The 11,808-nt window shown below is 69.8% G+C and carries 12 protein-coding genes; 6 read left to right on the forward strand and 6 right to left on the reverse strand.

Annotated features, from left to right (window positions below; translation table 11 throughout):
* Window positions 1-77: 77 nt before the first annotated feature.
* From O1Q96_RS31925 to O1Q96_RS31940, 4 genes are read left to right on the forward strand one after another with little or no spacing between them, the layout of a single operon-like run.
* Complete coding sequence (locus O1Q96_RS31925) at window positions 78-1,049, forward strand: ABC transporter substrate-binding protein (RefSeq protein ID WP_269251452.1); 972 nt, start codon at window positions 78-80, stop codon at window positions 1,047-1,049.
* Window positions 1,046-1,819, forward strand: a complete 774-nt coding sequence (locus O1Q96_RS31930; protein ID WP_269251453.1) for an ABC transporter permease — start codon at window positions 1,046-1,048, stop codon at window positions 1,817-1,819. Before O1Q96_RS31925 ends, O1Q96_RS31930 begins: the two co-directional genes overlap by 4 nt.
* Window positions 1,816-2,604: an ABC transporter permease gene (locus O1Q96_RS31935; protein ID WP_269251454.1), complete on the forward strand. Its 789-nt coding sequence runs from the start codon at window positions 1,816-1,818 to the stop codon at window positions 2,602-2,604. The genes O1Q96_RS31930 and O1Q96_RS31935 overlap by 4 nt, the downstream gene beginning before the upstream one ends.
* Window positions 2,605-2,624: 20 nt before the next feature.
* Window positions 2,625-3,446, forward strand: coding sequence for an ABC transporter ATP-binding protein (locus O1Q96_RS31940; protein WP_269251455.1), 822 nt, complete (start codon window positions 2,625-2,627; stop codon window positions 3,444-3,446).
* 122 nt (window positions 3,447-3,568) lie between these two features.
* On the opposite strand, the gene O1Q96_RS31945 is transcribed toward O1Q96_RS31940, so the two are convergent.
* From O1Q96_RS31945 to O1Q96_RS31970, 6 genes are all read right to left on the reverse strand, one after another.
* The gene (locus O1Q96_RS31945) at window positions 3,569-5,185 is read right to left on the reverse strand and encodes a glycoside hydrolase family 13 protein (protein ID WP_269251456.1); all 1,617 of its coding nucleotides are present in this window, start codon (window positions 5,183-5,185) and stop codon (window positions 3,569-3,571) included.
* 46 nt (window positions 5,186-5,231) lie between these two features.
* Entirely contained in the window at window positions 5,232-6,110 is an 879-nt protein-coding gene (locus O1Q96_RS31950; RefSeq protein ID WP_269251457.1) for a carbohydrate ABC transporter permease, read from the reverse strand.
* Complete coding sequence (locus O1Q96_RS31955) at window positions 6,110-7,069, reverse strand: carbohydrate ABC transporter permease (RefSeq protein WP_269251458.1); 960 nt, start codon at window positions 7,067-7,069, stop codon at window positions 6,110-6,112. The genes O1Q96_RS31950 and O1Q96_RS31955 overlap by 1 nt, the downstream gene beginning before the upstream one ends.
* A gap of 8 nt (window positions 7,070-7,077) precedes the next feature.
* Complete coding sequence (locus O1Q96_RS31960; protein WP_269251459.1) at window positions 7,078-8,421, reverse strand: ABC transporter substrate-binding protein; 1,344 nt, start codon at window positions 8,419-8,421, stop codon at window positions 7,078-7,080.
* Window positions 8,422-8,531: 110 nt separating this feature from the next.
* Complete coding sequence (locus O1Q96_RS31965) at window positions 8,532-9,527, reverse strand: LacI family DNA-binding transcriptional regulator (RefSeq protein WP_269251460.1); 996 nt, start codon at window positions 9,525-9,527, stop codon at window positions 8,532-8,534.
* A 97-nt stretch (window positions 9,528-9,624) separates the two neighbouring features.
* Entirely contained in the window at window positions 9,625-10,302 is a 678-nt protein-coding gene (locus O1Q96_RS31970) for an MmyB family transcriptional regulator (RefSeq protein WP_269251461.1), read from the reverse strand.
* Window positions 10,303-10,575: 273 nt separating this feature from the next.
* Here O1Q96_RS31970 and O1Q96_RS31975 point away from each other — a divergent pair, with 273 nt between their 5' ends.
* Complete coding sequence (locus O1Q96_RS31975; RefSeq protein WP_269251462.1) at window positions 10,576-11,235, forward strand: helix-turn-helix domain-containing protein; 660 nt, start codon at window positions 10,576-10,578, stop codon at window positions 11,233-11,235.
* Between the two features lie 32 nt (window positions 11,236-11,267).
* Window positions 11,268-11,798 carry a toxin-antitoxin system, toxin component gene (locus tag O1Q96_RS31980; protein ID WP_217458439.1) on the forward strand — a complete coding sequence of 177 codons (531 nt, stop codon included), beginning with the start codon at window positions 11,268-11,270 and terminating at the stop codon, window positions 11,796-11,798.
* The last annotated feature ends 10 nt before the right edge of the window (window positions 11,799-11,808 follow it).

Here is an 11,808-nt window from a genome sequence, read left to right on the forward strand (position 1 = left end):
ACGTTCTACGTTCCCGCTGAGCACTTCTGTGCGGTCTGCGCACAGCCTGTCGAGGAACTGTCCCACTAGGGGGAGTCATGCGTCGTCTGCTCATCGGCCTCACGGCCGGCGCCGTGCTGGCCGCCGCGACGGCCTGCGGTTCGTCCGACTCCTCGGGGTCGGACGACAAGGACAAGGCGTCCGGCGGCACCACCACGATCAAGGTCGGCGTCATCCCCATCGTCGACGTCGCCCCCATGTACCTGGGTGAGAAGAAGGGGTTCTACAGCAAGCGGGGCATCAAGCTGTCGCTGACGAGCGCGCAGGGCGGAGCGGCCATCGTGCCCGGCGTCGTCGCCGACCAGTTCGACTTCGGCTTCAGCAACACGACGTCCCTGCTGATCGCCCGGTCGAAGAACGTGCCGGTCAAGGCCGTTGCCAACGGCGTCGCCTCCACCGGCAAGCAGAAGGCCGACTTCGCGGAACTCGCCGTGAAGAAGGGCAGTCCGCTCAAGTCCGCCAAGGACGTGGAGGGCAAGAAGGTCGCCGTCAACACGCTCAACAACATCTGTGACACCTCGGTCAACGAATCGGTCCGCAAGGACGGCGGGGACCCCTCCGAGGTGAAGTTCGTCGAGATGCCCTTCGATCAGATGCCGGCCGCGCTCGCGGGCGGACAGGTGGACGCGGCCTGCGTCGTGGAGCCCGCGCTCGCCACCATCAAGTCCCAGGGCGGCACCAGCATCGCGTCGCTCTTCGTCGATGTGTCGCCGGACCTCACCGTGGCCATGTACTTCACCTCCGAGCGGTACGCGCAGAAGAACCCCGGGATGGTGAAGAAGTTCCAGGAGGCGACCGCCGAGTCGCTCGAGTACGCCGACAGCCATCCGGAAGAGGTCCGCGAGATCATCACCACGTACACGAAGATCCCCGACACCCTCCTGGAGCAGCTGACCCTGCCCCGCTGGCCCGCCGAGCCGGACCGCGCCTCCATCGAGAGGCTGGCCGAACTGGGGCAGCAGGACGGGCTGTTCGACAAGGCACCGGACCTGGACAAGCTGCTGCCGTGAGAGGCGCCAACGCCCTCCTGGGCGCATCCGGGCTCGCAGCCTTCCTCGCCCTGGGCGAGGCGGTGCCGCGGCTCGGCGTGGTCGACGAGGACTACTTCCCGCCGACCAGCCGCATCGCCGACGCGTTCGCGACGGAACTCGCGGACGAGGCGTTCTGGACCGCGCTCGGGGACACGCTCACCGGCTGGGCGCTGGGCCTCGTGATCGCCGTGACCGCGGGCATCCTCGCGGGGGTCCTGATCTCGGTCACCCCGTACCTGCGCGAGGCGACCGCCTCGACGATCGAGTTCCTGCGCCCGATCCCGTCGGTCGCGCTGATCCCGCTGGCCGTGCTGCTGTACGGCACCGAACTGCGCTCGGTCCTCCTGCTGGTCGTCTACGCGTCGTTCTGGCAGGTCCTCGTCCAGGTCATGTACGGCGTCCAGGACGTCGACCCGGTCGCCGAGGAGACGGCCCGCTCGTACGGCCTCGGCACCTGGGCGCGGATCCGGCACGTGCTGTGGCCCACGGCCCTCCCGTACGTCATGACGGGTGTGCGGCTGGCCGCGGCGGTGGCGCTGATTCTCGCCGTGACCGCCGAACTCGTCATCGGAGCACCGGGGTTGGGCGCCCGCATCGCCGTCGCCCAGACGTCGCAGGCGGTGCCGGAGATGTACGCCCTGGTGGTGGTCACCGGTCTGCTCGGACTGCTCATCAACGTGGGCGCACGGACGGTGGAGCGGCGGGCGCTGGCCTGGCACCAGTCCGTGCGCGGGGAGGTGGCGGTGTGAGGGGTGTCGAGGCCGTCCTGCTGCGGCTCCTCCTCGTCGTGGCGCTGCCCGCACTGCTCGTCGTGGTGTGGTGGTTCGCGTCGGACGACAGCACCGACGTCTACTGGCCGCCGCTGCGCACCATTCTCACCACGTTCCCCGACGTGTGGACCGGCGAGCGGCTGCGCGGGGACGTGCTGCCCAGTCTGCTGCGGCTGACGGCCGGTTACGCGTGCGCGGCCGTCGCGGGGGTGGCGCTGGGCACGGTGATCGGCTCGTACCGCCGGGTGCGGGCGGTGTGCGAACCGGTGCTGGAGTTCCTGCGCGCGGTGCCGCCGCCCGTGCTCGTCCCGGTCATCATGCTGTTCGCGGGCATCGGCGACACGATGAAGATCGCGGTGATCGCGAGCGGCTGCGTGTGGCCGATCCTGCTCAACACGGTCGAGGGTGTGCGGGCCGTGGACTCCGTGATGTCGGAGACGGCCCGCTCGTACGGCATCACGGGCCCGGCCCGCCTGCGGCACCTGGTGCTGCGTTCGGCGAGCCCGCAGATCTTCGCGGGTCTGCGCCAGGCACTGTCGATCGGCATCATCCTGATGGTCATCAGCGAGATGTTCGCCGCCAGCAACGGGCTCGGCTTCACCATCGTCCAGTTCCAGCGCGGCTTCGCCATCCCCGACATGTGGACCGGGATCCTGCTGCTCGGTCTGCTCGGCTTCGTGCTGTCGGTCGTCTTCCGGCTGGTCGAGCGCCGTGCGCTCGGCTGGTACCACGGCCGGCGTGACGCCTCCCGGCGGTCGTCGTGAACCTCGCGAAAGGGCGGTCCATGCTCGACGTAAGCGGCCTCAAGAAGGTCTACGAGGGGTCGGGCCGGCGCGTGGAGGCGGTACGCGACCTGACCTTCTCGGTGGATGCCGGCGAACTCGTGTGTCTCGTCGGGCCGTCGGGCTGCGGCAAGACGACGCTGCTGAAGTGCGTGGGCGGGCTGCTCACGCCCACGGCCGGCGAGGTGTCGGTCGGGGGCCGCCGGGTGACCGGCCCGCCCCCGGACATGGCCATCGTCTTCCAGGAGTACGGGCGCAGTCTGTTCCCGTGGATGAGGGTGCGCGAGAACGTCGAACTTCCGCTCAGGCAGAAGAAGTTGAGCGCGGCCCGGCGGCGTGAGCTGGTCGCCGACGCCCTGGACTCCGTCGGTCTCACGGACGCCGCGGGCGCGTATCCGTGGCAGCTCTCGGGAGGCATGCAGCAGCGAGTGGCCATCGCCCGCGCTCTGGCGTACGAGCCCGGAGTGCTGCTCATGGACGAGCCGTTCGCGGCGGTGGACGCGCAGACGCGTGCCGATCTGGAGGATCTGGTCCGCGGGCTGTGGCGGCAGCGGGGCATCACGATCCTCTTCGTGACGCACGACATCGACGAGGCCGTCTATCTCGGCGAACGGGTGCTGATCCTCTCCTCCTCCCCGACGGTCGTGCAGGAGCAGCTGAAGATCGACCTCCCTGCCGACCGGGACCAGTTGCACACACGGGTGTCCCCGCGCTTCGCCGAACTGCGGACCCATGTGTACGAACAGATCCAGACGGCGAAGCGCGGGGCACCGGTCGACCGTGTGGTGAAGGACCTCAGTCCAGGTACGCCTCCAGCTCGCTGAACCGGCCCGCCGGCCAGCCCGTGTTGCCGGTGGCGGGCGCCGCAACCATAGGCGCATACCTGACACTTCTGCGTATGTCCTGATTCCTTCGTGGCGGGGTGCGGGGACAGCGGTGTGCGGTCTCAGGTGCCGGTGCGCAGCCAGACCGCCGTGTCCTTCGGCAGGCGTCCGTCGGTGTCCAGGGGGCCGCTGCCGACCAGCAGGCGGGAGTGCGCGGGCAGGTCGGCCGGTGCGTCCGCGAGGTTCACGACGCACACCGCCCTCTCACCCCGGGTGAAGGCGAGCACCCCGTCGGGCGCGGGCAGCCAGGCGAGGGGTCCCTCGCCGAGCTCCGGCCGGATGCTCAGTGCCGTCCGGTAGAGGGAGAGCATCGACCCCGGGTCCTGCGCCTGCAGATCGGCGGCGTAGGCGCCCCACCCGGCCGGCTGGGGCAGCCAGGGCTCTTCACATGAGCCGAACCCGGCGTGGGGGGCCCGCGCCACCCAGGGCAGGGGGACCCTGCACCCGTCGCGCCCCGGATCGGCCCCGCCCGAGCGGAAGTGCATCGGGTCCTGGATGCGTTCGCGCGGGATCTCCGCCTCGGGCAGGCCGAGTTCCTCGCCCTGGTAGAGGTAGGCGGCGCCGGGCAGCGCGAGCGAGAGCAGCGCGGCGGCCCGGGCCCGCCTGGTGCCGAGAACCAGGTCGGCCGGTGTGCCGAAGGCCTTCGTGGCGAACGCGAAGGCGGTGTCCGCCCGGCCGTACCGGGTGACCGTGCGGGTGACGTCGTGGTTGCACAGGACCCAGGTGGCGGGCGCCCCCACCGGAGCGTGCTCGGCGAGGGTCTCGTCGATGGACCTGCGCAGCTCCCGCGCGTCCCACGGGCAGGACAGGAAGGAGAAGTTGAAGGCGGTGTGCAGTTCGTCGGGACGGAGGTAGCGGGCGAAGCGCTCGGAGTCGGGAAGCCAGACCTCGCCGACGAAGATCCCGTCGTACGCGTCGGCGACCGCCCGCCAGGACCGGTAGATGTCGTGGAGTTCGTCGCGGTCGACGAACGGATGCGGGTCGCGCCCCTCGACGAAGTCCGGCAGATCCGGGTCCTTGACGAGCAGGGCCGCCGAGTCGATGCGTACACCGGCCACACCCCGCTCGAACCAGAAGCGCAGTACCTCCTCGTGCTCCTGGCGGACCGCCGGATGCGCCCAGTTGAGATCGGGCTGCTCGGGGGTGAACAGGTGCAGGTACCAGTCGCCGTCGGGCAGCCGGGTCCAGACGGGCTCCGTGGATCCCGCGAACTGGGAGGGCCAGTCGTTGGGCGGGAGTTCACCGTGCGCGCCGCGTCCCGGGCGGAAGTGGAAGAGGTCCCGTTCGGGGCTGCCCGGTCCTGCGGCGAGCGCGGCACGGAACCAGGGGTGCTGGTCGGAGACGTGGTTGGGGACGATGTCGACAAGGGTGCGGATGCCCGACTCGGCGGCCTCCGCGATGAGTTTCTCCGCCTCCGCGAGGGTGCCGAACGCCGGGTCGACGGCCCGGTAGTCGCTCACGTCGTAGCCGCCGTCCGCCATCGGGGACGGGTACCAGGGGTTGAACCACAGGGCGTCCACGCCGAGTTCGGCGAGGTACGGCAGTCCGGCCCGCACTCCGGCGAGGTCTCCGGTGCCGTCGCCGTCGCCGTCCGCGAAGCTGCGTACGTACACCTGGTAGATGACGGCGGAGCGCCACCAGGTGTCCTTCGTCGTGCGGGCGGGGGAAGGCTGTCCCACGGTGCCTGCCTTTCTCTGTCGAAGGGGCGGGTTCCGCACGGGGAGGTCAGCCCTTCGTGCTGCCCGCGCTGATCCCGGCGATGATGTGGCGCTGGAACACCAGGAACATCGCGACCATCGGAATGCTGGCGATCACCATCGCGGCGATGAGCACCGTGAGCGGGATGTTCTGGGACAGCTGGACGAGTGCCACGCTGATCGGCTGTTTGCCGGTGTCGGAGAAGACCATCAGCGGCCAGAGGAAGTCCTGCCAGACGGCGACGAGCGCAAAGATCGAGACGACACCGAGGACCGGCCTGGACATCGGGAGCACGATCGACCGGAGTGTACGCAGCCGGCCGGCGCCGTCGATCTCGGCCGCCTCCAGCACGTCGCGCGGGAGCTGGTCGAAGAACCGTTTCAGGAGATACAGGTTGAAGGCGTTGGCCACGGCGGGCAGCCAGATGCCGAGGGGGTCGTTGAGGAGACTGATGTGGATCAGGGGCAGGTCGGCGACGGTCAGGTACTTCGGTACGACGAGCGCCTGCGCCGGGACCATCAGTGTGGCGAGGATGCCGCCGAGGATCACCTTGCCGAAGGCGGGCCGCAGCTTGGACAGGGCGTACGCGGCCGCCGTGCAGAAGACCAGTTGCAGCAGCCACGCGCCCGTGGCCTGGACGACCGTGTTCCACAGGTGCGTGGGCAGTTGCATGAGGTCCCACGCGTCGGTGTAGCCGCCGAGGTGCCACCGCTCCGGGACGAGTGCCGGAGGGGTGCGGGTCACCTCGTCGGCGGACTTCATGGCGCCGGAGGCCATCCAGTAGACGGGGAAGAGGAAGGCGAGCGTGAAGAGGAGGACCACGCCGGTGAAGACGGTCCAGTAGAGCGCCCTGCCGCGGGGCCGGGCGAGGGCGAGCGGTGAGACAAGCGTCCGCGTGCTGCTCATCAGGCCTCCTCTCCGGAACGGGTGAGTCGCAGGTACGCCGCCGAGAAGACGGCGAGCAGCGCGAGGAGCATCACGCTGAGCGCGCAGGCGCCGCCGAAGTCGTTGTAGAGGAAGGCGTACTTGTAGATCAGGTAGAGCACGGTCACCGTGGCGTTCTCGGGTCCGCCTCCCGTGATCACGAACGGTTCCGTGAACACCTGCATCGTGGCGATGATCTGAAGGAGCATCAGCATCAGGATGATGAACCTGGTCTGAGGGATCGTCACATGACGGATGCGCTGCCAGAGGTTCGCGCCGTCCAGCTCGGCGGCTTCGTAGAGCTCGCCGGGGATGCTCTGGAGCGCGGCCAGGTAGATGAGGACCGTGCCGCCGAGGTTGGCCCAGGTGGCCACGACGACCAGGGAGACGAGGGCGGTGTCGGTGCCGTTGGACCAGTTCGAGGTGGGCAGGTGCAGAAAGCGCAGCGTCTCGTTGGCGAGGCCGGCGCCGGGGTCGTAGAACCACTTCCAGAGCAGGGCGCTGACCACCGGCGGGATCATCACCGGCAGGTAGACCACGACCCTGAAGAAGGCCTTCGCGTGCCGGAGTTCGTTGAGGACGAGGGCCAGGGCGAAGGGCACGGCGAAGCCGATGAGCAGGGCGAGCAGCGTGAAGGTGAGGGTGTTGCGCCAGGCCGCGGCGAACTCCGGGTCCTGGAGGACACGGGTGAAGTTGTCGGTGCCGACCCACTCCGGGTCCGCGCCGGGGGTGTACTTCTGGAAGGCGATCACGACCGCGCGGACCGCCGGGTACCAGGAGAAGAGCGCGAAGCAGAGCAGGCCGCCGAGGAGGAAGGCGTACGCGTGCACCTGGTCGGCGAGGCGGCGGCCCAGCGGGCGCCGGCCTGGGCCGGGCCGGGGCGCCTCCGTCCGGCGCAGGGCCGCCGGAGGAGGCACCGGGGGCCTGGACGCTGTCTTCATGGCGGGGGTCAGCCCCGCGCGAGGATGGAGTCGATCTTCCCGGAGGCGTCGCTGAGCAGCTTGTCGATGTCGGCGTCCTTCTTGGTGAGGACCGAGGAGACGGCGCTGTCGAGGACGGAGTAGATCTGCTGCGCCCGGGGCGGCTCGATCTTCATCTCCAGGTCCTGGTTGCCGTCCAGGAAGGCCTGGTAGTTGTTCACCGGCACGTTGGCGTTGGCCTTCTTGACCTGCTGGTCCTTCGCGTCGGCGGCGCCGCTGAACAGCCGGGGTTCGGGCAGGCCCACCGGGGCGTCGTTCTTCTTGGCGCGGGCGTAGTCGCCGAGGAAGCCGTCACCGGGCGTGAGGAACATGTGGTCGAGCCACTTGAGGCCGGCCTTGATCTGTTCGGGCGTGGCCTTCTTGTTGAACATGTAGCCGTCGCCGCCGATGAGCGTGCCCCGGCCGCCCGGCATGGGCGCGAGGGCCAGGTCCTCGTAGTTGCCGCCCTTCTCCTTCACGAGAATCGGGATGTTGTCGGGCGCGGAGAGGTACATGCCGAGCTTCCCCGAACCCATCATCTGCTGGACGTCGTTGATGACGAGGAGTTGCTTGCTGCCCATCGAGTTGTCGGTCCACCGCATGTCCTTGAGGTTCTGCAGGACGGCCTTTCCCTCGGGAGTGTCGATGGTGGCCTTCTTGCCGTCCTCGCTGACGACGTCGCCGCCCTGCGAGTAGAGCTCGGCGGTGAAGTGCCAGCCGCCCTGGTTCTGCGCGCTGTAGTCGGCGTATCCGACGGTGCCGTTGCCGAGCCCGGCTATCTTCTTGGCGGCGTCGCGCAGCTCGTCCCAGGTGGCCGGGGGCCGGTCGGGGTCGAGTCCGGCCCTCTCGAAGAGCTTCCGGTTGTAGATCAGACCCATGGAGTAGCCGGTGCGCGGGATGCCGTAGATCCTGCCGTCGACGGTGTAGATGTCGCGCAACTGCCGCTGGATGGTGTCGTAGCTCTTGAGGTCCTTGACGTAACTCGTGATGTCGGCGGCCTGGTTGATGTCGGCGACGTGCCCGGCGTCGGTGAAGTACGTGTAGAAGACGTCCTCCATCTGGCCGCCGGCGAGCTTGGCGTCGAAGGTCTTCGGGTCCTGGCAGGGGAACGCGTCGCGCGGAACGACGTCGATGTCCGGGTTGCGCTTCTCGAACGCCTTGATGTCGGCCTCGAAGAACGAGCGGTCGACCTTGGCGCTCTTGGGCGGCATGCAGTTGACGGTGATACGGGTCTTTCCGTCGGCCGCCTCGTCGTCGCCGGAACCACAGGCGGTGAGCGCCATGGAGCAGGCCATGAGCGTGACGCAGGTACGGCGGATCCCGGTGCTTCTCATCGGTGGACCCCTCTGGGCAGGAGCAGTGGGCGTCGCACACTCAAGCACCGCCGACATCCGTCCGCAAGATGCCGCGTGAAATCTGTAATTATTCGACAGTCGAGTGGATCTCAGTGTCGGGGCGCCTGCGCGGTCGACCCCCGGACCACCAGTTCGGGCTCGAACAGCAACTCCTCGGTGGGCACACTGCTGCCGCCGATCTGCGCGTTCAGCAACTCCACCGCCGCCCTCCCCATGGCCTCGATGGGCTGCCGGACGGTGGTCAGCGGGGGCTCGGTGCAGTTCATGAACGCCGAGTCGTCGTAGCCGACGACCGAGATCTGTGACGGTACGTCAAATCCCTTGCGGCGAGCGGCCCGTACGGCGCCGAGGGCGAGCGGGTCACTGGCGCAGATGATCCCGGTGACACCCCGGTCGAGCAGCCGGGTGGCGGCGGCCTGCCCGCCTTCGAGGGAGAAGATCGCGCGGGCGACACGCTCGTCCGTGAGTCCGCCCAGGGCGCGTGCGGCGTCGAGCTTGCGGCGCGAGGGGACGTGGTCGCCGGGCCCGAGGACCAGGCCGATGCGTTCGTGTCCCAGAGAGGCCAGGTGCCGCCAGGCCTGTTCCACGGCCACCGCGTCGTCGCACGAGACGGCCGGGAAGCCGAGGTCCTCGATGGCCGCGTTCACCAGGACCACCGGGATGTTGCGGTCCGCGAGCCGCCGGTAGTGCTCGTGCGGGGCGTCGGCCTGCGCGTACAGGCCGCCCGCGAACACCACGCCGGAGACCTGCTGCTGGAGCAGCAGATCCACGTAGTCCGCCTCGGAGACACCGCCCTTGGTCTGGGTGCAGAGCACGGGCGTCAGGCCCGACTGGGCGAGCGCGCCGCCGATCACCTCGGCGAACGCCGGGAAGATCGGGTTCTGCAGTTCGGGCAGGACGAGGCCCACGAGCCGGGCGCGTTCGCCGCGCAGCTGGGTGGGCCGCTCGTAGCCGAGGACGTCGAGCGCGGAGAGCACCGCCTGCCGGGTGGTGGCGGAGACCCCGGGCTTGCCGTTGAGGACCCGGCTGACCGTGGCCTCGCTGACCCCGACCTTCTTCGCCACCTGAGCAAGTCGTCGCGTCATGAGCGCAAGAATAGCGCAAGATATGCAAGCAGCTTGCGTAATGCGGAACGGGGGATCCCGCGGACGGGAGGCCCGGCCCTCGCCCGGCCGGGAGCCGTCAGACCTCGGCCGCGGGCACCACGCTGAGGTGGCCGGCCGTGCGCCGCGCGCGGCCCGCCCGGCTCGCCCGGCGCGCCGCCGTCGGCCGACGAGGCTCGCGCAGGACCAGCGTCAGCCGCGTGTACCCCATGTCATGAAGGGACTTGGGGGTCTCGCCGACGATCCGGCACTCCGTACGCCCCCACCTCGGGTCGGGGTGCAGCAGGGGCCGCACCGCACCGTCGTGCTCCACGGCGTGCGGCCCGACCGAGCGGATCCAGTGCGGCAGGCCGTGCCGGTAGGCGGCGTCCATGATCGGATCCTGGGCGATGTCCCGCAGGATCGACTGCAGCACGTGATCGTGGCCGTGCCGCTCCACGGTCGCGGCGAAGTGCGCCAGCATCGGCAGGCACCAGCTCGACTCGTGCTCGGCGAGGACCGTGGCCGCGTCCGGATGGAACAGGACGAACCGGAGGAAGTTGTCGCCCGGCATGGCGGTGGGGTGCGGGCCGACCTCACGGAAAAGTGTCTCGAACGCACCGTTCGCCAGGACGACATCCCAGCGGTGGTCGACGACGACGGACGGGAAGGGAACGGAGTCCAGGAGTGCTGCGTAGTCCTGGAGATACGCCTGGGCCTCAAGACTCTCGGGGACGGGTCGCGGCTGCGGCCGGGGCCCTCCTGCCTGGTACGCCATCGGGAGGTCCACCCCTCTTGCCTATGCGGCCTTCACGCGGCGTCGTGATCCTGCTACCCCGGCCGGAGCGGTGTCAACTATCGTGGCATTTGCCGCCCGTTGACGGCTGAATCCCGCCACAGTTGTGGCGAGACCTGGATGTGAGTTCGACCAAAGAGCTACTCTCCGGTCTTCGGGCAGTTCACGCTGCACAGCGCGGATCCGCACAGGGACTTCACGTCCGAGGGATCCGGTTCCCCACCAGCGGTCGAGAGAGACGTAGGAGAACTGTCGGTGACGGATGGCTTCGAGGTTCCGGGCGCCACGGCGACGGGTCTGCTGCCGGCCGTCGTGGCCAGAGTCGCCGGGCTGGCCGAGCGGCTCGGCGCACCGCACAACGAGGTGTTCGACGTCCGCCGCCTGTCCGTCGCGTCGGGTGTCCCGGAAGTGGTGGTCCGGTCCCTGCTGAACGGGAGGCCCGCGGGCGAGCCCGATCTCCAGGCCCGTTTCCTGCAACGCCTCGACCTGCTCCGCCGTACCCGCCTCAAGCCCAACGGCCGCCGGTACACCCAGCAGGAGATCGCCGACGGCGCGGGCATGTCCCGCCAGCAGGCGGGCGCGCTCATCAACGGCGACCGGCGCCCGACGATGGAGCACTGCGACGCCATCCAGCGCTTCTTCCGCGTACACGCCGGCTTCCTCACCGCCGAGGACCCCGAGGCCCTCGCCGGCGCCCTCCAGCGCACCGAACAGGAGCTGCTCCAGCGGCTCGCCGACCGGGAGCGCCGCGCGAACCCGGCCACCGCCGACGACCCGCTGGAGAGACTGCTGCAGGACCACGGGGTCCGTGGCATCGCCTGGCGGGCCGCGCAGCTGCCCACCGACCAGCACCGGGACAAGGTCGCCGAGTGGCTGGACATGCTCCTGGAGAGCGTCAAGCGGCCCGAGTCGTGATCCGGGGGACAGCAGTGGGCATCGGAAGGGAAATGCGCCGCCTGTGCGGCGAGTTGGTCGACGAGCTCTCGCTCCCCGCGCCGGCGGAGCCCGCGGACCTCTACACGGCGCTGTGCGAGGCGATGAGCAGGCGGCGCGGCCGTCCCGTGCGGTTCCGTACGGCCGCCTTCCCGCCGGGGACCGCCAGCGGGCTCTGGCTCGACATGGCGGAGCAGGACCTCGTGGTCATCGAGGAACGCACCGCGCCCGACCACCAGTTGGTGATACTCGGCCACGAGCTGTGGCACATGAAGGCGGGCCACTGCGGCCACCACGTGGAGGGCGCGGCCGTCGCCGCCCGCCTGCTGTCGGACGACGCCGACCTGCGGGCGACCGTCCTGAAGGTCGCGGCGCGCACCCGGTTCGACCTGGCCGACGAGAAGGACGCCGAGAGTTTCGGCCTGCTGCTGGCGAGCAAGTGCCGCGTGTGGCTGCCCGGTTCGGCGCTGCGCGGGCCCGTACGGCGTGAGGGGCTCGCCGGCCGGATCGAGGCGTCCCTGGGCTATCGCGGGCCGCAGGGCTGAAGGCGCCTGC

It is taken from the genome of Streptomyces aurantiacus, from assembly GCF_027107535.1.
Taxonomy (GTDB): Bacteria; Actinomycetota; Actinomycetes; order Streptomycetales; family Streptomycetaceae; genus Streptomyces.

Excerpts from the sequence above, each read along its gene's own strand:
- O1Q96_RS31980 (WP_217458439.1), top strand. The coding sequence starts at position 11,268 with ATGCGCCGCCTGTGCGGCGAGTTGGTCGACGAGCTCTCGCTCCCCGCG.
- O1Q96_RS31940 (WP_269251455.1), top strand. The coding sequence starts at position 2,625 with ATGCTCGACGTAAGCGGCCTCAAGAAGGTCTACGAGGGGTCGGGCCGG.
- O1Q96_RS31970 (WP_269251461.1), bottom strand. The coding sequence starts at position 10,302 with ATGGCGTACCAGGCAGGAGGGCCCCGGCCGCAGCCGCGACCCGTCCCC.
- O1Q96_RS31925 (WP_269251452.1), top strand. The coding sequence starts at position 78 with ATGCGTCGTCTGCTCATCGGCCTCACGGCCGGCGCCGTGCTGGCCGCC.
- O1Q96_RS31950 (WP_269251457.1), bottom strand. The coding sequence starts at position 6,110 with ATGAGCAGCACGCGGACGCTTGTCTCACCGCTCGCCCTCGCCCGGCCC.
- O1Q96_RS31955 (WP_269251458.1), bottom strand. The coding sequence starts at position 7,069 with ATGAAGACAGCGTCCAGGCCCCCGGTGCCTCCTCCGGCGGCCCTGCGC.
- O1Q96_RS31960 (WP_269251459.1), bottom strand. The coding sequence starts at position 8,421 with ATGAGAAGCACCGGGATCCGCCGTACCTGCGTCACGCTCATGGCCTGC.
- O1Q96_RS31965 (WP_269251460.1), bottom strand. The coding sequence starts at position 9,527 with ATGACGCGACGACTTGCTCAGGTGGCGAAGAAGGTCGGGGTCAGCGAG.